The following is a 24465-nucleotide window of genomic DNA, read 5'->3' on the forward strand; positions in this document are numbered from 1 at the left end:
CAGAAATACGCAAGTCGCTGGGGAAAATACAAAGTAAGCTAAAAAACTAAGCGTACGTTCATCGTGCGATGGACGGATTAAACAGAGCAATATATCCGGATGTTAAAGTGTCCTTCTGCTATTCTGATTGTTCGTTGGTATAGTTGGTTAGAAAAAGGGTTGTGAGTGAATATCCTGTTGGTAGAAGATGATCTGGATCTGGCTTCAGGGTTGGTCAAAGCCCTGCGCCATGAAGGCTTTACAGTGAATCATGTGACCCGAGGGCGGGAAGCTGTTCTGTCCGTTAAAGCGGAGCCACCTGATATGGTGGTGCTGGATTTAGGATTGCCTGATATTGATGGGCTGCAGGTTTTGAAAGCCATACGCAGTGGTCGCCGGTCGCTGCCGGTTTTAATTCTGACGGCTCGTGATGGATTGGATGATAAAGTAGTCGCTCTGGATACCGGTGCTGATGACTACTTGTCCAAGCCTTTTGAGATGGAAGAGTTGCTGGCGCGATTGCGTGTGGTTGCCCGACGATTGGGAACCTCTCAGAATAGCAAGATTGAGCTTCATGGCGTGTCTTTAGATACGCGCCATCATCAAGTGTTGGTGAATGACTTGCCCATTAAGTTATCACGCAGGGAATACATGTTGTTAATGGCTCTGATGGAAAATTCCGGGCGGGTTCAGACCAAGGAAATGCTGGAGCAAAAATTGTATGGTTGGGGAGAGGAAGTGGTGAGTAATGCCATAGAAGTACACATCAGTAATATTCGTAAAAAGTTACCGGCCGATTTTATTAAAACGGTACGGGGAGTCGGTTACAGTATCAGTAAATTACGCTCCTGATTCCGGCGGAAGGTGACGTGCGCTCCATAAGAACATTTCTGGTCATTGTCTTACTGTCGACAATCTGTTTGGTAACCTTTGTTGCTGTTATGCATGGGTATCGCAGCAGCCTGAATGGCGCAGAGGAATTGATCAAGCGCCAGCTGGTAGATTTAAGTAAGTTGGTGGCAGTCATTGAGAAAACCCATAACACCAGTGTTCTTGAGCATTACTCTTCGGAAATCTGGTTCCAGGTCTGGTCTACGGATAAAAAACTGCGATTTCGATCAGAGAATGCTCCTGATGGAGATCTGATAACGCAAGATTCCCCTGTGGATCAAAGCCTGCATCGGGTCAGTTATCGAAATTACAGTTGGCGGGTTATCGCTCGAACTTTTGACGATGCTTCCGGGGGCCGGATTCGAGTTGTGGTGGCTGAGAGGGAAGACAGTTATTCGGCTCTGACCGAAGGAATTGTCCTGGAGTCAGTATTGCCGATTATCTGGGTGTTACCCATTCTGGGTATGTTGATCTGGATCATTGTGGGCTTAGGTCTCAAGCCATTGCATCGGTTGGCTGGGCTCTTGGGGCAACGTAAGTCCGATGAGTTCACCTTGCTCGATCGGGAAGGCTATCCTTCCGAGCTGCTGGTATTGGTGGATTCCACTAATGAATTGTTAAGCGGGTTAGCTGAGGCATTTGAGCGTGAAAAACGTTTTACCGCTGATGCCGCACATGAGTTGAGAACACCCTTAGCTGTCCTGAAAGTGAACTTGCACAATCTGGCCAAAAACAATCATATTGATGCGAAAGACTACCAGGCATTGATCAGCAGCGCTGACAGAATTGGCAGTTCTATCGAACAGTTGCTCTCTCTGTATCGGACTTCGGCTCTGGAGTACAGTTCACAACTGGAATCTGTAAACGTCACCAAAATTTCTCGTACCGTTGTCGCAGACTTTTACGAGAGCTGCCTTGCTAAAGACCAAAAGATTGAGCTGGATGCCGAGCCGGTCAATATTACGAGTGATCCAATAGGCATTTTAACCCTATTGAGGAACCTGGTAGATAATGCGGTTAAGTATACGCCCGAACAGGGCTCGATTCTTATCACCGTTCGGTCATTAAGCGAAAACGGTAACAAAGTTGATGGCGTATTGCTTCAGGTTGAGGACTCAGGCCCGGGGATTTCCGAGGAGAACCACAAACGTGTATTTGACAGGTTTTACCGGCTCGGGGGCGATCAACATAATTCTAATATTGTCGGTAGCGGCCTGGGTCTGTCGATTGTGGATCATATTGTCAGATTGCATAGCGGTAGTGTTGACTTAAGCCATTCGGCTACCCTGGGCGGTCTGTGTGTCACTATAAAGCTTCCAGCCCGAGAGAGAACTACCAATTAATATGACGATGGGTAACTTTGTGCTGTTCAAAAAAAATACTTTTTATGTGGTGGGCTATTGGCTCTTCGTCTTGATCAGTGTTTTGGGGTCTGGTTTTGCTTCGGCTACACCGTTATTCAAACTGGAAATCAAGAATCATCTGTTTTATCCCGCAGAAATCGTCATTCCTGCCAATACCAAAGTTCGTCTGATGGTCATTAATCGAGATGATACACCGGAAGAATTTGAAAGCTATGAATTGAATCGGGAAAAAGTCATCTTGGGTAACAGTCAGACAATTATCTTTATTGGGCCTTTGCCGTCTGGTGAATATCCGTTTTTTGGTGAGTTTAATATTTCCACCGCTCAGGGAAAAATTATTGCCCGTTAGGAGAGTGCTGAGTGCTGTTGAATGCAATCATTATAGTATTACGTGAAACCTTGGAGGCGGGCATATTGATGAGTGTTCTGCTCACTGTCGGACGACATTTGGGAATCGGCGGGCGCTGGTTTTTGACCGCTTTGGTGATGGGTGTGAGTGGGGCTTTTATCTATGCACAATGTTTGGGAGCTGTATCTCAGTGGTTTGATTATGCAGGTCAGGAGGTCGTCAATGCCCTCTTGCAGTATTCCCTATATTTATGCCTCGTGGTTATTTGTGTGTTGAACTTCTTTTGGGTGAGTTTATCTACACAGCGAATTCGGATGTTCATGACGATATTGTTGGGGGCTTCGGTGGTGTTGGCTTGTATTCGTGAAGGTTCTGAAATTATGATCTTCTTTCTGGGGTTTTTGGCTGATCGGGGAATGATGGTGAAGGCTCTTACCAGTGGCTTTGTTGGGCTTATGATTGGCATCAGTGTGGGGGCGTTGTGTTTCTACGCTATTATGATGCAGGCCAGAAACAAAGCCAGAAATATTCAGCTGGGTATATTGGGGCTGGTTGCCGGCGGGATGGTTATTCAGGCCACCCAGCTACTGATCCAGATTGATTGGATACCATCAACCGAGCCGGTATGGAATATCAGTCATTTTTTACCTGAATCCTCCATTGTGGGGCAACTGCTCTATGCAATATTTGGCTATGAGGCTTCACCCACATGGGTGGAAGTGTTGATTTATTCTGGATCTTTATTGTTAATACCAATCACCTTGCTGACGGTGAAATATGTTTTAACTGTCCGCGCTACCTATTCAAAAATGTCATGAAAAATCCAGTATCTGAACAACCTGCGCATGCTATGAAAGCTGTATTTCTGGCTCTTGTTTCGCTGCCCATTACTGTGTTGGCGGACAGTTCAACCATCGATAAAGTGTATGACCCATACGTTAATCAATTGGAAAAAGAGCTGGAATATCGTCTATTGCATCAGAATGATAAGGATGACACAAAAGATAATAGGCAAACGCATATGGTCAGTGCTGGCATGTCATGGTCTGATCGATTGTTTACCGAGTTATACCTTGTTGGGGAAAAGTCTCCAGAGAATGATTTTGACCTTACATCAGTTGAAGCCGAGTTTAAGTGGCAAGTGACGGAGCAGGGCGAATACGGCAATGACTGGGGATTGTTGTTTGAGCTGGAAGCCGAACGTGACGAACATGTGAGAGAAGTCAGTTCAACGCTGATTATGCTTCATGAGTGGTCGCGCTGGGTGGGCACCGCTAATCTGACTCTGGGTTACGAATGGGGTAATGATATCGATAATGAATTTGAAACGGCTTTTGCCGGTCAGCTGCGTTATCGATACCGATCTTTTTTTGAGCCCTCGATGGAGCTGTATTGGAGCGATGCCAGTCAAGGGGTTGGTCCTGTGGTCTCGGGAACCCAACGGCTGGGAGGGCGTCAGCAGTTAATGTGGGAGTTTGGTGTGATATTTGGGATCGATAGTGAAACGGCGGATCAAACCTGGAAACTCTCATTGGAATATGAATTTTAGTGAAGTTATAAAAAGGCCCGTTCATCATAAAGATGACGGGCTTTGGAGGCCTAAAAATAGGGCGATTAGAGCTGTTAAGCCGTTAGAACTGTCCAGTAGTCAAGATCGTCAATAGCCAAAATCATTAATAGTTAGGACTGTTCAATTTACTGCTTGTCCAATACTTGGTTCCTTGCAGAGTTGCTTGTAGCGTCAGCCCGGCTTCCGTCAGCTGATAGGTAGTGACATTGGGAATGGCCGTTGCGGCAACACTGGTTTCGTTGCCTTTTTCAGTAGACTTGGCTGCGGCGTCTGCCTGGCCCGAAAAATCCCAGCCTTTTTCAATAAACGCCTGATAGGCTTCTGGGGTATGAAAGATAAACACCGCACGGAAATCCTTAACACCCAGGCCCAAGCCAACACCGGCAGCAGCCATATTCATGTAGGTATCTCTGCCGTTGCGGTTGTCATGGGCGATACCTGTCCCCCCTGCGCCTGAAAGAAAAACGAAGTTGATGCCAACACTTGAAAAAACAGCATATCCAGCCGCGTTTTTAATATCATCCTCCGTTCCTGGTTCTTCCTTATAGAGTCTTTCCAGAACCGTAGCCCGCATTTTCTGGGCTTTTTCTCTTTCAATGTCAGCAGTACCTGCTATTGCACTTGCAGTGAATGCCAAAGCCAAAATAAACGAACTGATTCGGTACATCATAGAAACTCCAAAGAGATTGCTTAATTCCAGTTTAGTAGACCATAAAAAAAGTGAACGAACCGTGAACCAGAAATAGCTGCTGGCCGGAGTGGGCGCGATAATCATTTAATTTGTGATCTGCTTAGGAAAATGAGTAAGGAGCTCAGGCTGCAGCTGGTCAGGGGAAGGCCCAATTGACTTTAAATTCTGGGGTGAATACAGTACTGCTCTCACTTTTGGGTGCGATGTACTGGTGAGTACCTCGTTAAATGGGAAGTTTGGTGAAAGTCCAGCGCTGCCCCCGCAACGGTAACTGGTTGAGTTGTGAACAGTTTTTATGACTAGGCAACAGCCGGAAGCCCGATACCAGCCCAATTGCAGAACCCTTTGACGATTTGCGCTCAAGGCGCTGCGGATAAGGAACATTACACTGACGACAGCGCGGAGGGCCTTGTCGAAGCGGATAGCCCGTCATGCAGGTGACCCTGCCTGCCATCCCTTTGATTCCCTTTGCCCTGTCTGCTCCTGAACGACTGAATTATAGTCGGTATTTGCAAGGTAAGGGCTATGTCTGAACACGATAAAAAAGATCAAAAGCACAAAGCGGCAATGGAAAAGCAGAAGGCCAAAGTCGATGCCAATATAGAAGAGGCGTCGCTGGAACGTGGTGTGGCTTTGTTGTTAACCGGTAATGGCAAAGGCAAGTCCAGTTCTGCATTCGGGATTGTGATGCGGGCCCTGGGTTATGGCCACAAGGTGGCTGTGGTTCAGTTTATCAAGGGACAGCAGTTATCCGGTGAAGAAATTTACTTAAAAGATCACTGCCCGCAAGTCGCTTTTCATCAAATGGGTACTGGGTTTACCTGGGACACTCAGGATCGCAGTGGCGATATTGCTGCGGCGGAAGAAACCTGGGCATTTGTTGAGCCTCTGTTGAACGATGACAGCTACGACTTGGTGGTCATGGATGAGCTGACGTACATGCTGGCTTATAAATACCTGGATGAAGAGCGGGTGATTAACGCCATCAAAAACCGTCCCTACGAACAGAGTGTGGTTGTTACGGGTCGTGGCGGCGGCACCGCGCTGAAAGACATTATGGATACGGTGTCCGAAGTAAAAGAAATAAAGCACGCTTTTAAAGCAGGTATTAAAGCTCGTAAAGGTGTCGATTACTGACATCCGTTCCCAGGAATTAATGACGCACTATGACTGACATCAGTAAAGAATCTCAAGAGGCTCATCAAAAGCGTATGGCAACCCGCAAGGCGGTTGTCGATAAGCGCATTGCCAAGGCCACCGAAGAGCGGGGTGTGTTAATCCTGCTCAAAGGCAATGGCAAGGGCAAGAGCAGTTCGGCCTTTGGTACTATGGCGCGTTCTGTCGGGCACGGTCAGAAAGCGGGTGTGGTTCAGTTTATTAAAGGTCGTTTACAAACCGGCGAATTCAAACTGTTTCATGATCACCCTCAAATTGACTGGCATGTCATGGGGCACGGTTTCACTTGGGAAACACAGGATAAAGCCAAAGATATTGAAGCGGCTCAGCAAGCCTGGTCTGTGGCTGAAAAGTTGTTGCAGGATGACAGTTATAACATTCTGATTTTTGATGAGATGAGCTACATGTTTAAGTACGGTTATCTCGATGTAGAGCCAGTGGTTGCGGCACTTAAGGCACGACCCAAAAATCAAAACGTCATCATCACCGGTCGTACCATGGCAACTCCGCTACAAGACATTGCCGATACCATCAGTGTGATTCAGGATGAGCGTCACGCGTTTCGCCTGGGTGTGAAGGCCCAGGAAGGTATTGAATACTGATGGCCAGTACAACCTCTGGCGTTCACTGCCCGGCGCTATTCATTGCTGCCCCCTCATCCGGTCAGGGGAAAACAACCGTCACGGCCGCTATGGCCCGTTTGTTTTCCCGGCAAGGATATCGAGTACGAGTTTTCAAAACTGGCCCCGACTATTTGGATCCACAAATTCTGGAGCAGGCGTCCGGTCACCCGGTGGAGCCGCTGGATCTGTGGATGGCTGGTGAAACCTATTGTCGGCAGGCACTGTATGAAGCTGCTACACAGGCAGATCTCATTCTGATCGAAGGGGCTATGGGTTTGTTTGATGGTGAGCCTTCCAGCGCAGATCTCGCGATTCAGTTTGGTGTTCCGGTTGCTCTGTTGATGGATGTTAAAGGCATGGCGCAAACGGCTGCTGCGATCGCCGTTGGGCTGGCTAACTACCGAAGCGATCTCTCCGTGGCGGGTCTGATTGCCAATGGTTGCGGTACAGAGCGCCATGCACAGCTGATTCGTGACGCGCTTCCTGAGGATTTGCCTCTTTTGGCAACCTTGGGGCGGGATGAATCGGTGGCGTTGCCGGAGCGTCATTTGGGGCTGGTTCAACCCAGCGAAGCCGAAGAAGATATGGAGCTACGACTGGAGCGAGGCGCTGATTGGCTCCAGGCCAGTGGTCTGACTCAGTTGCCGCAGCCGGTGGCGTTTTCACCTGCCTCGGCAGAGCAGCAAGCGGATCGGGTTGCCGCTTACGCCAACACTGAAAATGTACTGCGAGGCAAGACCATTGCGGTGGCTCGTGACGCGGCTTTTACCTTTATCTATCGCGCCAATATCGAGTTGCTAGAGCATTTTGGTGCGAAACTGGTTTTCTTTTCTCCGCTAAGCGATAGCTTATTACCTGAAGCGGATGCACTGTGGTTGCCGGGTGGATACCCCGAACTGCACGTCGAGCAATTATCACAAAACAGCGGGATGCGTGATTCCCTGCAAGGGTTTTATCACAGCGGGAAAGTCATTTTGGCTGAGTGTGGTGGTTTTATGTACTGTCTGGATAGTTTAACGGATCTCGACGGCAAGTCGTTTTCTATGTTGGGCTTACTGTCCGGTGAGGCGGTGATGCGCAACAAAGGGGGCTGTCAGGGGATGCAGACGGCTGTCCTGCCTGAGGGGGACGTGAGAGGTCACGCTCATCATCGCTCACTTAGCCACCAAACACCTGAACCGATGTCTTACGGGCGGCGTCAGAGGCACCCGGCGCCGGGTGAAGCCTTGTATCGTCAAAAGGGCCTGACGGCCAGTTACCTGCACCTGTTCTTCCCTTCGAATCCTGTGGCCGTGGCAGCGCTATTTAATTCCTGATTCAATGGGTTATTGAATCCGCCAGTCAATCCGTACTTCAAATAGTAGCTAGTAGCCGCTTTCTGGTTGTGAGCGGTTGTTTTTCTTCTATATTCTAAGAACAGTGATCTACTGAATTCATACTTTTAAGGAAACAGCGATGAAATCGTCTCGAAATACACTGAAAGCTATTTTGCCATTAATGGGTGCCTTGGCCCTGGCTCCGGCTACACACGCTTTTGATTTGGGTAGCCTGTTCGGAGGCAAAGACGCCGACACTGAGAAAGCCGCTTCTTCCGCTGCCGATGCTGTTTCAGGAGCCCAGAGTGCAGCCACCACCGGTTCGGCTATGGCCGATGGCCTGGTGGGCATGTTGAGTGAGCAGCTGGGCATCTCCAAAAATCAGGCGATTGGCGGGCTGGGTGCTCTGGTCGGTTATGCCGGTTCCAGCCTTCCACCAGAATACGCCGATCAGCTGAACCAAATGTTTCCGGCTTTTAGCAAGAGCAGTGGTGGTGTCGACAGTACCGGTGGTCTCATGGGGAGCCTGATGAACAATGTTAGCAGTATGGATTCTGTGAAAACGGCTTTTAGCGGTTTGGGCATGGATCCATCCATGGTGAATCAGTTTACTCCGTTGATCGAGTCCTATGTGGGCGACAATGGCGGCAGTTCTGATCTGGTGGGGGCGTTAGGTAAGCTGTGGTGATTCTAAAGCGCTTCTCTCCTTTAGCATGGTTGGCGGCGGGGCTGGTTATCCTTTCCGCAGGAGGCTGTACTGTGAGCGAGACAAAAGACGATGCCTCTTTAGTGGGCAGCTGGCATGTGGATTACATTGAAGGGCGCGGCGTTGTGGATTACAGCCCGGCCCATTACCAGTTTGCTGACGATATGACGGTGAGTGGTAACGCCAGCTGCAATCGCTTTACCGGCAGTTATCAGCTGGAAAATGGAGTCATTCGTCTCGGTGAGTTGGCGACCACCCGCAAAATGTGCCCGCCGGCGTTAATGGAACAGGAAGACCGGTTTTTGGCTGCTCTGAAGCGAGCGCATCACTGGAAAACGGATAATGGTCTGATGTATCTCTACGATGCTGATGATGTGGAGTTGTTCCGAGGAGCCGCGTGGGAAGGGAAGTAATAAGCTGTACTTACGGCCTTGCGTAAATTCATGAAAATCAGTTGCTTAGAGCCTTGACAAGCAACAGGCAAATCAGCAGAATAGCGCACCTCGAAACGATGGCTAGGTAGCTCAGCTGGTTAGAGCACAGCACTCATAATGCTGGGGTCGGCGGTTCAAGTCCGCCCCTAGCTACCATTTTTCGATAGAAACCCCGCCTTATGCGGGTTTTCTTGTTTCTGGGGTATGGAAAATACCTGTCTCTGATTTATCCCTTATATTCGTTTCTCTTCTCTCGCCCCGTGTGGCACAAAATGACTTCTAACTGGCCGTATTCGTCATTGCGTCAACAGAAGCTCGGGCATACATTGTTCTTTATATAATAAAGTTGACCAGCTCTTTTGCTGTGGTCACACGAACAGAGAACCCCCATGAAAGACCTGATTTTGCTGTTGGCCACGCCTTTCTTCTTGCTGTGTATTGCTCTGGAGTTGTGGGTAGATCACCGTCGCGGTACGGGCTATTACCGTTTCAATGATGCGTTTGGCAGTCTGTCGCTGGGCATTCTCAGTCGCTCCAGCACTCTGGTAGTGTTCAGTCTGGGGGCGTTGGTTATTGACCGGTTGCTGCCGGATTCCCGCTTAATGGAGTGGGACAGCGCCAGTGTGTGGACCTGGGTGTTTACCTTTGTGGCCTACGATTTTATGTATTACTGGCTGCATCGTACCGGACACTCGCTGAATGTGTTTTGGGCGGGCCATGCCATCCATCACCAAAGCGAAGACTACAACCTGACCACTGCGTTGCGGCAAACCAGCAGTGAGATTTGGGGGTGGGTGTTTGGTTTGCCGTTGCTGATGTTAGGCATTCCGCTGGAGGTGTATTTGACCTGCGGCGCCCTCAATCTGATCTATCAATTCTGGGTGCACACGCAACACATCGACAAACTGGGCTGGATGGAGGGCGTAATGGTGACGCCGTCGAATCATCGGGTGCATCACGGTCAGAATCCAGAATATATCGATAAAAACCACGGCGGCGTCTTCATTGTCTGGGATCGGCTGTTTGGAACCTTTCAGCCAGAGCTGGATCATGTGCAAACCATTTATGGTGCGCGCACGCCTCTGCATTCGCTCAATCCGATTTGGGCCAATTGTCAGGTGTGGTCATCCTTGATCCGCGATGCGTGGCACGCGTCCAGCTGGTGGGATAAATGCCGTATCTGGTTTATGCCTACGGGCTGGCGCCCGGCGGATGTAGAGCAAAAGTTTCCCTCGCAGCATAGTGATTTGGCGAGCTTCCAAAAATACGATCCTGTGACGGATAACCGTACCCGTTGGTATTGTCTGTTTCAGTTAGCGGCAGCTGTGCCGTTACTGGTGTATTTTCTGGAGCACTTTAAAGAGCTGGACTATTTCTTGTTGGCTCTCGGGTTTGCCATGATTACGTTGCCGTTAATCACAACCGCATGGCTGCTGGAAGGCAGGAAAAAGGATTGGGAAACGGTTCGTCTATTGGTCTCGTGGCTTGGGTTTGGTCTGGCCTGCAAGATTATGTCGCCCAGCAGTGTGATGGTGTTTGGCGGCTACCTGTTGCTGAATTCCGTGGTTTATTGGCTGCTATTAAGAGACGGCAGACTGGAGTTGGAAAGCCAGGGTACGAAAGACTGGAATACGGAAAGCCGGGGTATGAAAGGACAAAATACAGAGGGGTAGGAGGGGGACGGTGAGGGGGAACCCCTCACCAGACGTTCATCAATAATAGGTGTCGATAAACGTTTAGACGTTGAAGCGGAAGTGAATCACATCGCCATCGGCGACGATGTAATCTTTACCTTCCAGGCGCCATTTGCCCGCGTCTTTTGCACCTTGCTCACCGTTGTTTGCGACAAAGTCTTCATAGCCAACAATCTCGGCGCGGATGAAGCCCTTTTCAAAGTCGGTGTGGATTTTACCGGCCGCTTGCGGTGCGGTGGCACCAACAGGAATGGTCCAGGCGCGTACTTCTTTAACGCCAGCGGTGAAGTAGGTGTGCAGATCCAGCAGGTTGTAGCCGCCGCGAATGACTCGGTTCAGGCCCGGCTCGTCCATACCCAGATCTTCCAGAAATTCTGCTTTCTCATCGTCATCCAGCTCGGCAATTTCGGCTTCCAGCTTGTTGCAAATGGGGACAACAACGGCATTTTCCTTATCCGCGATTTCACGCACGGTGTCCAGGAAAGGGTTGTCCTCGAAGCCATCTTCATCGACGTTGGCGATGTACATGGTGGGTTTGAGGGTCAGCAGGTTCAGGTCACGCAACAGTTTTAATTCGTCGTCGTTCAGAGCAAAACTGCGCAAAGGCTGTGCTTCATTCAGATGAGGCAGGATCTTCTCGACCAGTGCCTTCATCTTCAATGCGTCTTTGTCCTGTCCTTTGGCTAGCTTGGTAAAACGGGTCAGGGCTTTTTCGCAGGTTTCCAGATCGGCCAGTGCCAGTTCGGTATTGATCACATCAATATCATCAGCCGGGTTGATCTTGCCTTCAACGTGGATCACGTTTTCATCTTCAAAGCAGCGGACAACGTGGGCGATGGCATCGGTTTCACGAATGTTTGCGAGGAACTTATTGCCCAGACCTTCACCTTTGGAGGCGCCAGCAACGAGGCCGGCAATGTCCACGAATTCCATGGTGGTGGGGATAACGCGCTCGGGCTTAACAATCTCGGCCAGTTTGTCCTGGCGGGGATCCGGTACGGTGACGGTGCCTTCATTGGGTTCAATGGTACAGAAGGGGAAGTTTTCCGCAGCGATGCCGTTCTTGGTCAAGGCGTTGAACAGTGTGGATTTGCCGACGTTGGGCAGGCCGACGATGCCGCAATTAAAACCCATGGTGGAATCTCATAAGCGCAGGTGGATGAAAAGGCGCACATTCTACACCAGTGATCAGTGGATTGCTGGTGAATTTGGGCTGGTTGCTGGTCTAAGCTGCTAGAGTTAAGGACTGGACGATTAGGGTTATAAAAATAATTAACTAAATCTTCGTTTTTAATAGTGTCAACCCTGGCGAGCTGCCGTGGGTGGAGGTGTCAATATGGCCGGATCTTCAACTTTGTATATCACATTGCTGGCCGAGTTCAGTGTGGTCAGTGTATTAATATGCGGCTGGTTGGCGTGGGGTTTGCGGCGTTATCGCCGCAGTTATCGGGAATTATTGGACCGCTATAAAACCTTGTATCGGGAGCGTTCACGAGGTGCGGAGCAGGAGTTTCTAAAGCGTCAGTTGGTTGAGACTCAGAAAAGGAGTCAACAGCAATCAAGTCAGCCGGGTCTGAGTGTGTGGCAATTGCGTCAGTACATGCTTCGTTGTGAGGCCGACGCTCTGGCGTTGGGAGAGAGTAGTGAGGCTTATTGGCAGGAATTGGAGCGTCGTTTAGAGCGGGTCACGTCTGCTTTGCGTTTGGTGAGGCAGGAGGAGGTCGTTGAGGTTGGGGCGGATTCGGAGGAGCCACCTTCGGCGGGGATTGCAACATTAGAACCAGAGATCGAAGAGCGCTCTGTTAAATCTCTGTTGGCAGTGATTGAGCGTCAACGTGAGTTGATCGATTATTTGCGCAATCATGCGGCTGAGCCTGATGAGCAAGGAGGTCCGGCATTGAGTTCAGTGGGAGGCGGTATCAGTGCGATGGATGCGCAGTTACAGCGTTCAGAGGAGCGAGTGTGGGGTGTGCGCGATTCCATGCGCGAACTTCAGTCAGACCTGCGCATCATTCATCAAGGCGCGGTGGGGGATCAAGGGTGGAGTCGTGACTATGAGCAGACGCAGCAGGAGGCCGATGCTCTGCAAGAAACTATTCACTACCAGCAGGAAACTATCGACAGTTTTTCTCAGGAGTTGGGACGCTTACGTACAGAGTTACTGACTAGCATGCCTGGAGAAGAGGCTGATCGGCAGCATCAACATATCGCTCGCCTAGAACGACTGCTGAAGGAGACTGAAGGCTGTGTGCAAGTGCTTGAGTCGGAGTTGAATGAGCTACGAGAGCGGTTGCTAAGTATGTCGAGCCCTCCTCTCGACACCAATATGATCCCTGAAGAGGAGAGCGTAGAGCATAATATTGATCGAGCAGCCGAGAGTGACGTTAGCGTCGCTTTGCAGCAGGAGTTGGAGCAACTTAGAGATATGCTCGACAGCTCCTTGATAGATAGCGAAGTTCAATCCAGTGTGATCAGTTTTGCCATCAGTTGTAGCCGTTGCCGTGATTTGAACGAGTTGGGTAGCGAAGTAGTAAAAGCTCTGGCGAACCTGGGGATGTCGGCGGCGGTTTTGATTAGGAGTGGTGGGAAGCAGATAGAATTGTACGACCACAATCACATCAATCAGGCCGATCGTAAGCAGTTAAAAGCGCTCGTACCCGCCGTTAATGCTCAGGTGGTGACGTTGGATCAGGGTTATGGCTTGGCAGGTCCAGCACTGTCTCTTTTGGCTAAGCCAGAAGATGTCATGGATCAGCACGTATTACCTCATATGCAAGAATTACTGTTTTCATTCAGTGCTTTGATCTCAGCGTTTGTGGCAAAGTTAGAGGCTCAGGTGCAGCATCAGCAGCAAGCACAAACTTTACAGCGTGTGATGGATCGAACCAGTAAAACAATTAAAGCGCTGGACGTGCAATACAAATACCAGGCTAAAGAAGTAACTTCAGCCGTAGGCTTGTTGCTGAAGCAGTTGGAAGAGGGGCTTCATCCCCTCGATATTGAGGAGCGTCAGCGTCGTATTTTGCAGTACATTATTGATGACTTCCGTTCGCGTATGACTTTGCTGTTCCGCACGGGGCTATCTATCGACAAGGCACTTGCGGATCTAAAGTCTTCGGTAGACGCCGAGAGCTAGCTTGAGTGCAATTCTTTCATCGCGGCATTCCACTCACCCCGAGTCAGTTGGGGCATGACTTTGCAAGCAGCGTAGATGCTGTCCTCGGTTTTATTGAAGTCATCAGCAGGTGCTTTTTTGAGTACGTAGCTGGCCACTTGTTTGGCGTTACCGGGGTGGCCGATACCCAGGCGCAAGCGGGCAAAGCCGTTGTTGTTGCCCAGCGAGCTGATGATGTCCCGCAGGCCGTTGTGTCCGCCGTGACCTCCGCCGATTTTCAATTTGGCAACGCCAGGAGGCATGTCCAGTTCATCGTGGGCGACCAGGATGGCTTCCGGCGGAATCTTGTAGAAGTTGGCCAGGGCGCCGACGGATTGGCCGCTGCGATTCATGTAGGTCGCTGGAATTAGCAGGCGCACGGGACGGTTGTCGATCGAGACTTGTGCGATGTTGCCGAAGAATTTTTTCTCTGGGGAGAGTGGGGTGCCGCATTGGCGGGCCAGCTCGGTGACAAAATCGGCTCCGGCATTGTGGCGGGTTTGATCGTATTCGCTACCGGGATTTCCCAGGCCGACAATCAGCTGAATCGGAGTGTCCATAAATGAAGAATCCCTGATGCAGTGCTAGGTTATGGGGTCAAAAACTAGGTTGTGGGGTCAAAAACTAGGTTGTGGGGTCTAAAAATAGGCTGTGGGCTCTAAATAGAGAGTCACAACAAAAACGGCCGGGAGTGTCTCCACTCGCCGGCCGTTCGTCAAGGGTTGCGCAAGCGCTAACCTTGGAGGGCGTTCGCCAAAATTACTCGGCAGCGCCTTCTTCGCCCTCTTCAGAGGCTTCTTCGTCAGCTTCAACCATGCCTTTAGGCTTGATGATTGAAACAACGGCGCCGTCGTGGTCTTCACCGTGAGACAGAGCAACAGAAGTGACGCCTTTTGGCAGGGTCAGGTCGGAAATGTGCAGAGTCTGACCCAGTTCAATGTCAGCCAGATCGACTTCGATGAACTCTGGCAGGTTGGCTGGCAGACATTCAATTTCCAGCTCGGTCATGGTGTGAATCGCTTTACCACCTTGCAACTTAACGCCTTTGCTCGCTTCTTCGTTCAAGAAGTGCAGAGGTACATTAACGGTAACTTTCTTGGTCTTGGAGACGCGCAGGAAGTCAGCGTGCATGATCAGCGCTTTGGAAGGGTGACGCTGCAGATCTTTCAGCAGAACGTCTTCGCTTTTATCATCGATCTTGATGGTGATGATGTGCGAGAAAAACGCTTCGTTTTCCAGTTGCTTAACCAGATCTTTGTGTGGAATCTGGATGTTGGCAGGCTTTTTCTTACCACCGTAAACGATAGCAGGAACTTGGCCTTCGAGACGACGCAGGCGGCGGCTCGCACCTTTCCCTGCATCTTCACGGGCTACGGCATTCAATACAAAATCTTCAGACATGTGTCTTTCCTCGATAATTTCTGCCAGGTTCCGCGACCAGAAACGTGACAGATTTAAAAGCACTAAAGCCTGCGTATCGCCCTTAACAGGGTCGGGAGCAGGCTTTAGCGGTGTTTTCTGAGAGAAATGCTTGTTAAATCAAAGGCTTGGAATAGCCTTTATCGGTGTTTAACGAAACATTGCGCTCAGAGATTCTTCGTTGCTCAGGCGGCGTACCGCTTCGGCCAGCATGACCGACAAAGTGAGCTGGCGGATTCTACCACAATTTTTGGCTTCGTCACTCAATGGGATGGAATCGGTGACAACTAATTCGTCCAGGACGGAATTGGTGATGTTGTCCAATGCTTTTCCAGACAGAACCGGGTGAGTACAGTAAGCGATGACTTTCTTGGCACCGAAATCTTTCAGAGCCTTGGCTGCGCCGCAGAGGGTGCCAGCGGTATCAACCATGTCGTCTACCAGCAGGCAGGTACGGCCTTCCACATCACCAATCAGGTTCATGACTTCGGCAACGTTGGCTTTCGGGCGACGTTTATCGATGATGGCCAGCTCGATACCGATTTGTTTTGCCAGAGCGCGGGCGCGAACTACACCGCCGATGTCCGGGGATACAATGATCAAGTCTTCGTAGTTTTGCTTGTTGATGTCGTCCAGCAAAACGGGTGAGCCGTAGACGTTGTCGACAGGTACGTCGAAGAAGCCCTGAATTTGCTCGGCGTGGAGGTCTACGGTCAGTACGCGGTCAATGCCAGCGCCAACCATCATGTCTGCAACCACTTTAGCGGTAATGGGTACACGGGAGGAGCGCACTCGGCGATCCTGACGGGCGTAACCAAAGTAAGGTACGACCATGGTGATGCGGGCAGCGGATGCGCGACGGAGGGCGTCGACCATCACGATCAGTTCCATCAGGTTGTCATTGGTGGGTGCGCAAGTGGACTGAACCACAAAAACATCGCGTCCGCGGACGTTTTCATTCAACTCAATGTTGATTTCGCCGTCTGAAAATTTACTGACGGTGGCGTCTCCCATAGGGATGCCCAGGCGATCCACGATCTGGTTGGCCAGTTCGGGGTTAGCGTTGCCGGTGAAGACCATTAATTCAGACACGAGCGGTACCTTTTCTTGGTTTGAACAAATCTGTAATGAAAGAGGTTAGCAGTTTTTTGGAACATGAGGCCACGTGCCGACATCTGTTGTCTGTTGTGTGCGTCTTTCACGGCTGCTAATACAAAAACAGCCGACCTTCTCAGATCAGCTGTCCTTGTTTGGCTCTGTACTTGGCGACAGAGTTCTTAAATATGGCTGGGGTGGAAGGATGGCAGAAGCGCTTTGCGCTTTCGAACCTTCTGCGTCAGCTCTGCTGACAAGGTTCTCATCCTTACCGGTTTCCCAGTTCTAAACAAGGCGGTGCTAAGCTTGGCCTTGTTTATTGCAATATGGCTGGGGTGGAAGGATTCGAACCTTCGCATGACGGGATCAAAACCCGCTGCCTTACCGCTTGGCTACACCCCAGTAGTGTTGTTTCACAACTTTGGTTACCGGTTTAACAGTTGATGCACCTGAGACTGATTGACTCCGCGAGCAACAAATCCTTGAAGGGTGTCTGGCGCTTTGGCCAAGACCGCCTCAGCTGAGGCTTTGTTGTCGAACGGGGCAAACACGCAGGCACCTGTTCCGGTCATCTTGGCATCGCCATATTGGCTTAACCAGTCCAGTGCTTTTTTGACCTCAGGGTAGAGGGTTAGCACCAGTGGCTGACAGTCATTGTGACCGCCCTGCTCAAGAAAGGCCGCTACTGTAATGTTCGAAGTGTCTCTTGTCAAATCTTTGTGTGAAAAAATTTCAGCGGTAGAGACATGGCAGTTTGGTGTCAGGACGAGGAACCAATCTTGAGGCATTTCAACAGCTTGCAGTTGTTCGCCGACCCCTTCGGCCCAGGCGGTTTTGCCTCTGACAAAGACCGGTACATCGGCACCCAATTGCCTGCCCAGTTGGGCCAGGGTGTCGATATCCAGCTCAAGGTTCCAGAGGGTGTTAAGTGCCAGCAGGGTGGTTGCAGCATTGCTGCTGCCGCCGCCGATACCTCCGCCCATGGGCAGTCGTTTCGTCAGTTGGATGTTAGCGCCCAGTGGGGTGTTGGGTTTCAGTTGCTGCAGGATACGGGCGGCTTTCACGATCAGGTTGTCTTCAGCAGCAACATCGGGAATGCCCGGTTGCAGGGTGATGATACCGTCGTCGCGGGACTGAAAGCTCAATTCGTCGCCGAAGTCGAGCAGTTGAAACAGGGTCTGCAGCGTGTGGTAACCGTCTTCGCGCTGTCCGGTGATGTGCAGGAACAGGTTGAGTTTGGCTGGAGAGGGTAAGGTGAGTGACTTCATGCAGTTGTTTTCATTCAGTTGGCTACAGAATTGAGTGGTTAGTGCTAGCCGGGATACAGGACTGGCTGCGATTGGGGCTATTTAGGGTTTAGGGCGAGCCGCTCAAGGTGGTGTCGCTTGTTGAGGCCTTGTCTGACGAGGCCTTATCTGGCGAAGCATCGTCTGACGAGGTATTGTTCAGCTGCCAGTCTTTAATAATAAAGGTCAGCTTAATATCACTGTCTTGTCCCGGGGCCTGATAGCGAGCGATTACCTTGCTGGGCAGGTGCCAGCCATTTAACTGTTGATAGCGAGGGTAGCTGAGTTGCCAGTGATTTTGCTGCAGGCTGAGCAGAGTGCCATCGCTGTTATGTGTGAGGTTGTCGACCGGTTTGTTCGGGGCGGGAATGCCTTTCACCCAGTAGTACAAATCACTCACCGGCAGCCACCAGCCCATAGCGTTGAGCATCAGCAGTTCCGGAGTGGCGGCGTAGAGCGTGTCTTCGCCGGCCCGTTCCAGAGATACCTGCGACTGGTCTCCACGAATCCAGACCGATCCTTGCCCCAGTGGGCCGCTGAGATGAATGGCGAATTCTTTAGGCTGTTGCTCCCAATTTAGGTAGGCGCTGCCGGAATCGCTCGATGTGCGTATGCCGAGTTTCCCCTGAACCTGCCAAAATTCAATGCTGCCCAGAATCTGCTGATAGTTGTTCCAGTCCGATTGGATGGATGGGGCCTGGGGCAGAGGAGGAGCCTCATGGTGAGCTGGCATTGGGGATTGGCTGACACAGGCATTGAGCAGCAGTACAAGAACTAGTGAGAGCGCAGTCGGCAGAGCAGGACGCAGATTGATCACCGGTATGAGTGGACGTGTTTGGGCAAAATTGAAATTCATAGTGGCACGATTGAAATTCATAGTGGCAGGATTGTTTACCGGGAGGTGTAAAGAAAGTGGCCAGAGCCTGTTTTATCAGGCTCTTTCGAGTGCGGCCAGCCGTAATGTATTAACAGGCGCGACCGTACTTTAAGGGTTGGAAGTGGTGCTTTCAATGGCTTTCAGACGGTTGATTACATCAGTGATGATACGACTGTCAGGATGGAGTTGCAGGCCTTGTTTCCAGATCTCTTCGGCTTCTTCCCGTTGTCCGCTGACCCAGAGTACCTCGCCGAGATGTGCGGCGATCTCGTGATCGGGGTAGGCCTTCATGGCTTCCTGCAATCGTAAAATAGCCTCCGGATAGTTGCCCAGACGGTATTGAACCCAGCCCATGCTATCGAGAATGGCCGGGTCATCGGGCTTGAGTTGCAGTGCCTGTGATATCAGTACGTAGGCCTCATCGTAACGTGTTGTGCGATCAGCCAGCGTGTAGCCCAGAGCATTGAGTGCTGTGGCGTTGTCGGGGTCTGATTTCAGAATCAGACGCAGATCGTCTTCCATATCATCGAGGCGATCGAGCTGTTCATTGACCATGGCCCGGCTGTAAAGCAGAGGTGGGCTGTTGGGAAACTGGGAGATTCCCTCCGATAGCACTTTTTGCGCGTCGGTCAGTTGCAGGTGTTTACTGAGAACTTCGCCTTCAAGCAGATAGAAGCGTTCAGCTTGTGCCGGAAACCGCTCGCGCAACAAATTCAGGCGTTTGTGGGCTGCGCCGGTTTGTCCGCCGCGTACCAGGATGTCTGTGGATTGAAGCGCTGCGGGCATGAAGTCAGGACCCGGTTCCACTTGCAAAAAGTATTGCAGAGCCATATCCCACTGCTGCTCTTTTTCGGAGATGCGTCCCAGGTAATAGTAGGCCGATGAGCGATGATGTTCGAAGGCCGTCAGCTCGAGAAAGTAGTTTCTCGCCGTGTCCAGCTCGCCGCGTTCATTGTTGATCAGCGCCAGCGCGTAGATGAGTTCCGGGTCATTGGGACTGTTTTCCAGCAACTCGTCGAATTGCGCCTGCGCTTTTTCCAGATCGGTAGTGGCCAGTAGGCGTGCATACTGTAACCGCAGACGGTCATTATCCGGGTGGCGGTTGAGCAGGGTGGCGGCTCGCTTTATCGCTTCATCCTCGCGGTCCAGCAGTGTCAGGAGGCGAGTCTCCAGGATGACGGCAGGAATCAGCTCGTCATTGATGTCGAGCGCCTTGCGCGCCATTTTCAGGGCGTCTTCCGGTTGATTTTGCTGCTGATACATCAACCCGAGGCCCACCAGAAGTTCGGTATCTTTGGGGTATTGCTTGTTCAGAGTCAGATATTGCTGGATCAATGCTTCCCGCTCTTCATTGCTGCTGGAGGCAGCCTGGGCGGCGATAATCTGGTAAATCGCCTTGCCACCATGATCTTGCAGGTAGTTGGATTGCTCCATGGCCTTGTCCAATTGGCCACTTTGCGCCAGCTCGGTGGCAGCGGTATAGCGCGCTTCAAGATCCTCGGGACTGATGTCAATCCACAGCAGAGAGGTATCCAGGGCGGCCTGTCGGGCATTCAGATAGCGGGCGATACGAGTGGCGCGGGCGGCAACTCCAGGGTCTCGTGTTTTGTGAGCCTGCTGGATGTAATTGCCCAGAGCGATGTCATAGCGCTCCCGGCTGCCGGCCATTTCAGCCACCAGCAGGGCATAAAGTGTTTCCGCGGGAAAGGGGCGCTCGGGCACTTCGATCTGTTTCGGAGGCGCCGTGTCGGCGATGGCTTCATCGGCCGTAAGTGTATCGGACCTGGTGGGTTGAGCGATCAGAGAGCACCCTTGCAGTAACAGAGCTGGCAACAGGGCGGCGATGGCCAAAAAAGGCGTGGCTGTCGTCGTGAGAGAGCGTCGAATCATGAGCTGGCTGCTTGTCTGATTGGGCAAAGGAATCTCGTCTAAGTCATTGGGGCTGGTCGAGTCAGTCTTGCCGGTATGTTCAACCCGGTTGCTGAAATTGTGGCCAAAAGTGGGTGAGGATGAGGTCTGCGTCAGCCTTCTCCACAGACCGGTACCGTAGGTCTCTATCCATAAAGCGTAAGACAACCATATCGCTGAAAGGTTGCTGTACTCAATAGCCAGTATAGGTTTGATTTTGTGGGAATGGGAAGAGGCGGTGCAGGCGACGGGTTTTTGATCCACTTTCGGGCAGGATCTGCGAGTAATCCGCCGTCATCTTTGTAATAATAGGCGCCTGTTTAAGCTGGCCTATTGTCAGACGGCTGCTGTAGCCGGAAAATCACGCTCCCTGAGAGGCGTACACAGCCAACACCCCTTGAAACCCAAGACATTTATGACTCAGTTTTAATGAATCCGTTTTTATGACCCTGCTGGCTTTTGGCATTAATCACAATACCGCCTCTTTGGAAATCCGGGAGAGAGTGGCGTTTGCACCTGAACAGATGCGTGATGCCCTGTTGCAGGCGTGTGATTGTCCTGAGCTGGATGAGATTGCGATTCTGTCGACCTGCAATCGCACCGAGGTGTATGTCCAGCTGTCGGCGGGGGTGGACGTGTCACCGCATCAAGTGCAGGGCTGGTTGGCCAGCTATCACCAGTTGAATCATCAGGATCTGGATGCTTGCCACTACTGGTATCAGGGTGGTGAAGCTATCGGTCACATGATGAAGGTGGCCTGCGGGTTAGACTCTCTGGTGTTGGGTGAGCCTCAAATTCTGGGGCAGATGAAGTCCGCCTATACGGTGGCCTGTGACGCCGGAACGGTAGGGCGTGCGCTGCACGGCGCTTTTCATCAGGTGTTTGGTATTGCCAAGCGGGTGCGCACGGAAACCGCGATTGGCGAAAATCCGGTATCTGTCGCCTATGCTGCGGTCACTCTAGCGCAGCAAATTTTCTCCGATCTGAAGCGTGATACCGCGCTGCTAATTGGTGCCGGTGAAACCATCGAATTGGTGGCCCAGCATCTGTCGCAGCAGGGGATTGGCCAGCTGATTGTGGCCAATCGAACTCTGGAACGAGCCAGTCTGCTGGCGGAAAAGTATGACGCCGAAGCGGTGTTGTTGGCGGATATCCCCGAGCATCTGCATCGTGCGGATATCGTCATTACGTCCACCGCCAGCCAATTGCCGTTGCTGGGCAAGGGCGCCGTGGAATCGGCGTTGAAAAAGCGTCGTCACAAGCCCATGTTTATGGTGGATATTGCAGTCCCCCGCGATGTGGAACCGGAAGTCGGCGAGCTGGATGATGTCTACCTCTACAGCGTCGATGACCTGCGAGAAGTGATCGATGAAGGGCTGCGCTCCCGCCAGCAGGCAGCAGAGAAGGCCAATTCCATTGTTGCCGATGGGGTGGAGCAGTACCTCAGTGAGCAGCGGGCTCTGGATTCGGTGTCAACGATTCGTGCCTATCGTCAAAAAGCCGAAGAGTTGCGCGATCAGGAGTTGAGTAAGGCTCTCAAGTCTCTCGAGTCCGGCGCGGCCCCAGAACAGGTATTAAACCAACTTGCCCGCGGCCTGACTAACAAGCTGCTGCACGCGCCGACCACCCGTTTGAAAAAGGCCGGTGCGTCTGGCGACAATCATCTGCTGGATCTGACCCACGAACTGTTTGATTTGTCCCGTGGCGACATCAACAAGCGGGATTTGTAGCGACGCTACCTTCACACCTTGCCTTTGCTGCTGACCAATCAGCAACACGGATCAGCATCCCCTGTACACCGAATTTACGATCGAACCGAATAGCCTGAGACCCATAATATGAAAGCTTCAATATCGGAAAAACTTGAGAACCTGCAGGAGCGCTATGACGAAGTTAGTGCACTGCTCAGTGATGCGGGGATTATTTCGGATCAAAACAAGTTTCGCGAATTGTCCAAAGAGTATGCCGAGCTAGAGCCGGTGGTGAAGTGTTTCCAGGATTACACTCAGGTACTTGAAGATATTGAGGAGGCGCGGGCGCTGCTCAAGGATGGCGACGCGGATATGCGGGAAATGGCTCAGGAAGAGCTGAAGGATGGTGAGTCCCGTCTGGAGCCGTTAGAAGAAGAGCTGCAAAAGCTGCTGTTACCCAAAGACCCGAATGATGAGAAAAATGTCTTTCTGGAAATCCGCGCTGGAACCGGCGGCGATGAAGCGGCCATCTTTTCCGGAGACCTGTTCCGCATGTACTCCAAATACGCTGAAACGCAAAAGTGGAAGATTGAAATTCTCAGCGAAAGCGAGGGCGATCACGGCGGATATAAAGAGATCATTACCCGTGTGGTGGGTCAGGGTGTGTATTCCAAGATGAAATTTGAATCCGGCGCACATCGGGTACAGCGCGTGCCCGAAACCGAATCCCAGGGGCGTATCCACACCTCAGCCTGTACCGTTGCAATCATGCCAGAAGCCGATGAGATGGAAGAAGTGAACATCAACAAGGCTGATTTGCGTATCGATACCTTCCGGGCCAGTGGCGCGGGTGGTCAGCACGTGAACAAAACCGATTCTGCTATTCGTATCACTCACCTTCCTACCGGTGTTGTGGTGGAGTGTCAGGATGAGCGCTCGCAACACAAAAACCGGGCGCGGGCGATGTCATTATTGGCTGCCCGTTTGAAAAATGCGCAGGAAGAAGTGGCGGCGAAAAGCATTGCCGATGAGCGCCGCAATCTGGTGGGCAGTGGCGATCGGTCAGAGCGTATCCGAACCTATAATTTCCCTCAGGGGCGTGTGACCGATCACCGTATTAACCTGACCTTGTACAAGTTGGGTGAAGTCATGGAAGGTGATCTGGATGAAGTGATTCAGCCTCTGGTGAACGAATACCAGGCGGATCAATTGGCCGCGTTGGCGGAATAACCATCCTGACGGGACTTTATCAAACAGGATTTTTTTAAGCAGGACTTTATTAACCAGGATTTTATTAACCAGGACTTTAAGATGTCAGACGTCTCGCAGCCGATCACCATTCAGGTCTGTGTGCAACGCGCACAGGAGTTGGAGCATAGCGAGTCGGCTCGCCTCGACGTTGAGTTGCTGTTGGCATCGGTATTGGAACGTGACCGGGCTTACCTCTACACCTGGCCGGAGAAAGTGCTGACAGAAGCGCAAGTCTCTGCGTTTGAGGCGCTGTTGACGGCGCGGAAGGACGGTCGTCCAGTGGCGCATTTGCTGGGTGAAAGAGAATTCTGGGGATTGCCTCTGGCGGTGGATGATTCCACGCTGATACCCCGGCCGGATACCGAAACATTGGTGGAAGCCGTTTTGGCTCTGGATTTGCCTGACAAAGCCCAGGTTCTGGATCTGGGAACGGGCACAGGGGCTATTGCCCTGGCGCTGGCCAGTGAACAACCCCAATGGTCTGTAACGGCGGTGGATTTTTCTGCGGCGGCGGTGGCTCTGGCCGAACGCAATCGCCAAAATCTGGCGCTGACCAATGTTGGCATTATGGTCAGCAATTGGTTTTCTCAATTACAATGTCGCCAGTTTCATCTAATTGTCAGCAACCCTCCGTATATTGACGAAAACGACCCACACCTTGCGCGTGGGGATGTGCGCTTTGAGCCACTTTCTGCGTTAGTGGCGGAGAATAAGGGCCTTGCTGACCTTCAGCATATTGTCGAAACCGCACGTGAACATTTGCTGCCTGGTGGCAGACTCTTGTTGGAGCATGGGTACACGCAGGGAGAGGCTGTCCGAGGCTTGCTTCTTGAGGCAGGTTATCAGGACATCGAGACCCTGACAGATTTTGGCAGCAACGATCGGGTGACCTGTGGGCGCTATCCGGGTAAACCCTTTTCCTGATTAAGCCTTTAAAGAATAGAAACAGCCAGTAACAGTGAAGATTCGCTTATGAATGATGAACAGCTCT

Annotated in this window: 23 protein-coding genes, 2 tRNA genes and 1 riboswitch; of the genes, 16 read left to right on the plus strand and 9 right to left on the minus strand. The window is 51.4% G+C overall.

The genetic code is table 11. The features are described from left to right. The first annotated feature begins 165 nt into the window (after positions 1 to 165). From ACTG33_RS06250 to ACTG33_RS06270, 5 genes are read left to right on the plus strand one after another with little or no spacing between them, the layout of a single operon-like run. Positions 166 to 831, plus strand: coding sequence for a response regulator (locus ACTG33_RS06250; RefSeq protein WP_439134341.1), 666 nt, complete (start codon positions 166 to 168; stop codon positions 829 to 831). A gap of 17 nt (positions 832 to 848) precedes the next feature. Further along, on the plus strand, positions 849 to 2213 hold the full coding sequence (locus ACTG33_RS06255) for an ATP-binding protein (protein ID WP_439134342.1): 1365 nt from the start codon (positions 849 to 851) through the stop codon (positions 2211 to 2213). Positions 2214 to 2232: 19 nt separating this feature from the next. Further along, complete coding sequence (locus tag ACTG33_RS06260; RefSeq protein ID WP_439134343.1) at positions 2233 to 2583, plus strand: cupredoxin domain-containing protein; 351 nt, start codon at positions 2233 to 2235, stop codon at positions 2581 to 2583. An 11-nt stretch (positions 2584 to 2594) separates the two neighbouring features. Continuing rightward, the gene (locus ACTG33_RS06265) at positions 2595 to 3401 is read left to right on the plus strand and encodes a hypothetical protein (RefSeq protein WP_439134344.1); all 807 of its coding nucleotides are present in this window, start codon (positions 2595 to 2597) and stop codon (positions 3399 to 3401) included. Positions 3402 to 3433: 32 nt separating this feature from the next. Continuing rightward, positions 3434 to 4132: a hypothetical protein gene (locus tag ACTG33_RS06270; protein WP_439134345.1), complete on the plus strand. Its 699-nt coding sequence runs from the start codon at positions 3434 to 3436 to the stop codon at positions 4130 to 4132. Between the two features lie 124 nt (positions 4133 to 4256). On the opposite strand, the gene ACTG33_RS06275 is transcribed toward ACTG33_RS06270, so the two are convergent. Then, positions 4257 to 4928: a YSC84-related protein gene (locus ACTG33_RS06275; RefSeq protein WP_439134346.1), complete on the minus strand. Its 672-nt coding sequence runs from the start codon at positions 4926 to 4928 to the stop codon at positions 4257 to 4259. Between the two features lie 95 nt (positions 4929 to 5023). After that, a riboswitch (cobalamin riboswitch) is annotated at positions 5024 to 5191 on the plus strand. Positions 5192 to 5369: 178 nt separating this feature from the next. Between ACTG33_RS06275 and cobO (ACTG33_RS06280) the strand changes: the two genes are divergently transcribed. The 7 genes from cobO (ACTG33_RS06280) (at position 5370) to ACTG33_RS06310 (ending at position 10772) form a co-directional block, all read left to right on the plus strand. Next, positions 5370 to 5981, plus strand: a complete 612-nt coding sequence (cobO, locus tag ACTG33_RS06280) for a cob(I)yrinic acid a,c-diamide adenosyltransferase (RefSeq protein ID WP_439134347.1) — start codon at positions 5370 to 5372, stop codon at positions 5979 to 5981. Positions 5982 to 6010: 29 nt separating this feature from the next. Then, complete coding sequence (gene cobO, locus ACTG33_RS06285; protein WP_439134348.1) at positions 6011 to 6622, plus strand: cob(I)yrinic acid a,c-diamide adenosyltransferase; 612 nt, start codon at positions 6011 to 6013, stop codon at positions 6620 to 6622. Further along, positions 6622 to 7959, plus strand: a complete 1338-nt coding sequence (locus ACTG33_RS06290) for a cobyrinate a,c-diamide synthase (RefSeq protein WP_439134349.1) — start codon at positions 6622 to 6624, stop codon at positions 7957 to 7959. The genes cobO (ACTG33_RS06285) and ACTG33_RS06290 overlap by 1 nt, the downstream gene beginning before the upstream one ends. 139 nt (positions 7960 to 8098) lie before the next feature. After that, on the plus strand, positions 8099 to 8647 hold the full coding sequence (locus tag ACTG33_RS06295) for a DUF2780 domain-containing protein (RefSeq protein WP_439134350.1): 549 nt from the start codon (positions 8099 to 8101) through the stop codon (positions 8645 to 8647). Positions 8648 to 8718: 71 nt separating this feature from the next. Further along, a complete protein-coding gene (locus ACTG33_RS06300; RefSeq protein WP_439134351.1) occupies positions 8719 to 9078 on the plus strand; it encodes an META domain-containing protein in 360 nt (119 codons plus the stop codon). A 100-nt stretch (positions 9079 to 9178) separates the two neighbouring features. Beyond that, positions 9179 to 9255 (plus strand) — tRNA-Met (locus ACTG33_RS06305). Between the two features lie 233 nt (positions 9256 to 9488). Then, the gene (locus tag ACTG33_RS06310; protein WP_439134352.1) at positions 9489 to 10772 is read left to right on the plus strand and encodes a sterol desaturase family protein; all 1284 of its coding nucleotides are present in this window, start codon (positions 9489 to 9491) and stop codon (positions 10770 to 10772) included. A gap of 63 nt (positions 10773 to 10835) precedes the next feature. Here ACTG33_RS06310 and ychF read toward each other — a convergent pair whose 3' ends face one another. Further along, positions 10836 to 11927, minus strand: a complete 1092-nt coding sequence (ychF, locus tag ACTG33_RS06315; RefSeq protein WP_439134353.1) for a redox-regulated ATPase YchF — start codon at positions 11925 to 11927, stop codon at positions 10836 to 10838. A 202-nt stretch (positions 11928 to 12129) separates the two neighbouring features. On the opposite strand from ychF, the gene ACTG33_RS06320 reads away from it, so the two are divergent. Beyond that, positions 12130 to 13929 carry a hypothetical protein gene (locus ACTG33_RS06320; RefSeq protein WP_439134354.1) on the plus strand — a complete coding sequence of 600 codons (1800 nt, stop codon included), beginning with the start codon at positions 12130 to 12132 and terminating at the stop codon, positions 13927 to 13929. On the opposite strand, the gene pth is transcribed toward ACTG33_RS06320, so the two are convergent. The 7 genes from pth to ACTG33_RS06355 all read right to left on the minus strand — a co-directional run bounded on the left by pth (position 13926) and on the right by ACTG33_RS06355 (position 20796). Then, positions 13926 to 14507 carry an aminoacyl-tRNA hydrolase gene (pth, locus tag ACTG33_RS06325; protein WP_439134355.1) on the minus strand — a complete coding sequence of 194 codons (582 nt, stop codon included), beginning with the start codon at positions 14505 to 14507 and terminating at the stop codon, positions 13926 to 13928. The genes ACTG33_RS06320 and pth overlap by 4 nt on opposite strands. Before the next feature lie 199 nt (positions 14508 to 14706). After that, complete coding sequence (locus ACTG33_RS06330; protein WP_439134356.1) at positions 14707 to 15348, minus strand: 50S ribosomal protein L25/general stress protein Ctc; 642 nt, start codon at positions 15346 to 15348, stop codon at positions 14707 to 14709. Positions 15349 to 15516: 168 nt separating this feature from the next. Further along, positions 15517 to 16446, minus strand: coding sequence for a ribose-phosphate pyrophosphokinase (locus ACTG33_RS06335; protein ID WP_439134369.1), 930 nt, complete (start codon positions 16444 to 16446; stop codon positions 15517 to 15519). Between the two features lie 342 nt (positions 16447 to 16788). After that, positions 16789 to 16863, minus strand: a tRNA-Gln gene (locus ACTG33_RS06340). A 23-nt stretch (positions 16864 to 16886) separates the two neighbouring features. After that, a complete protein-coding gene (gene ispE, locus ACTG33_RS06345) occupies positions 16887 to 17729 on the minus strand; it encodes a 4-(cytidine 5'-diphospho)-2-C-methyl-D-erythritol kinase (RefSeq protein ID WP_439134357.1) in 843 nt (280 codons plus the stop codon). Between the two features lie 88 nt (positions 17730 to 17817). Beyond that, on the minus strand, positions 17818 to 18624 hold the full coding sequence (gene lolB, locus ACTG33_RS06350; RefSeq protein WP_439134358.1) for a lipoprotein insertase outer membrane protein LolB: 807 nt from the start codon (positions 18622 to 18624) through the stop codon (positions 17818 to 17820). A 108-nt stretch (positions 18625 to 18732) separates the two neighbouring features. Next, positions 18733 to 20796, minus strand: a complete 2064-nt coding sequence (locus ACTG33_RS06355; protein WP_439134359.1) for a tetratricopeptide repeat protein — start codon at positions 20794 to 20796, stop codon at positions 18733 to 18735. 179 nt (positions 20797 to 20975) lie between these two features. On the opposite strand from ACTG33_RS06355, the gene hemA reads away from it, so the two are divergent. The 3 genes from hemA (at position 20976) to prmC (ending at position 24398) form a co-directional block, all read left to right on the plus strand. Next, on the plus strand, positions 20976 to 22262 hold the full coding sequence (gene hemA / locus ACTG33_RS06360) for a glutamyl-tRNA reductase (RefSeq protein ID WP_439134360.1): 1287 nt from the start codon (positions 20976 to 20978) through the stop codon (positions 22260 to 22262). 108 nt (positions 22263 to 22370) lie between these two features. After that, the gene (gene prfA, locus ACTG33_RS06365; RefSeq protein ID WP_439134361.1) at positions 22371 to 23453 is read left to right on the plus strand and encodes a peptide chain release factor 1; all 1083 of its coding nucleotides are present in this window, start codon (positions 22371 to 22373) and stop codon (positions 23451 to 23453) included. Positions 23454 to 23534: 81 nt separating this feature from the next. Beyond that, complete coding sequence (gene prmC / locus ACTG33_RS06370) at positions 23535 to 24398, plus strand: peptide chain release factor N(5)-glutamine methyltransferase (protein ID WP_439134362.1); 864 nt, start codon at positions 23535 to 23537, stop codon at positions 24396 to 24398. The last annotated feature ends 67 nt before the right edge of the window (positions 24399 to 24465 follow it).

The sequence above is a fragment of the Pseudomaricurvus sp. genome, from assembly GCF_965662505.1.
GTDB lineage: Bacteria > Pseudomonadota > Gammaproteobacteria > Pseudomonadales > Cellvibrionaceae > Pseudomaricurvus.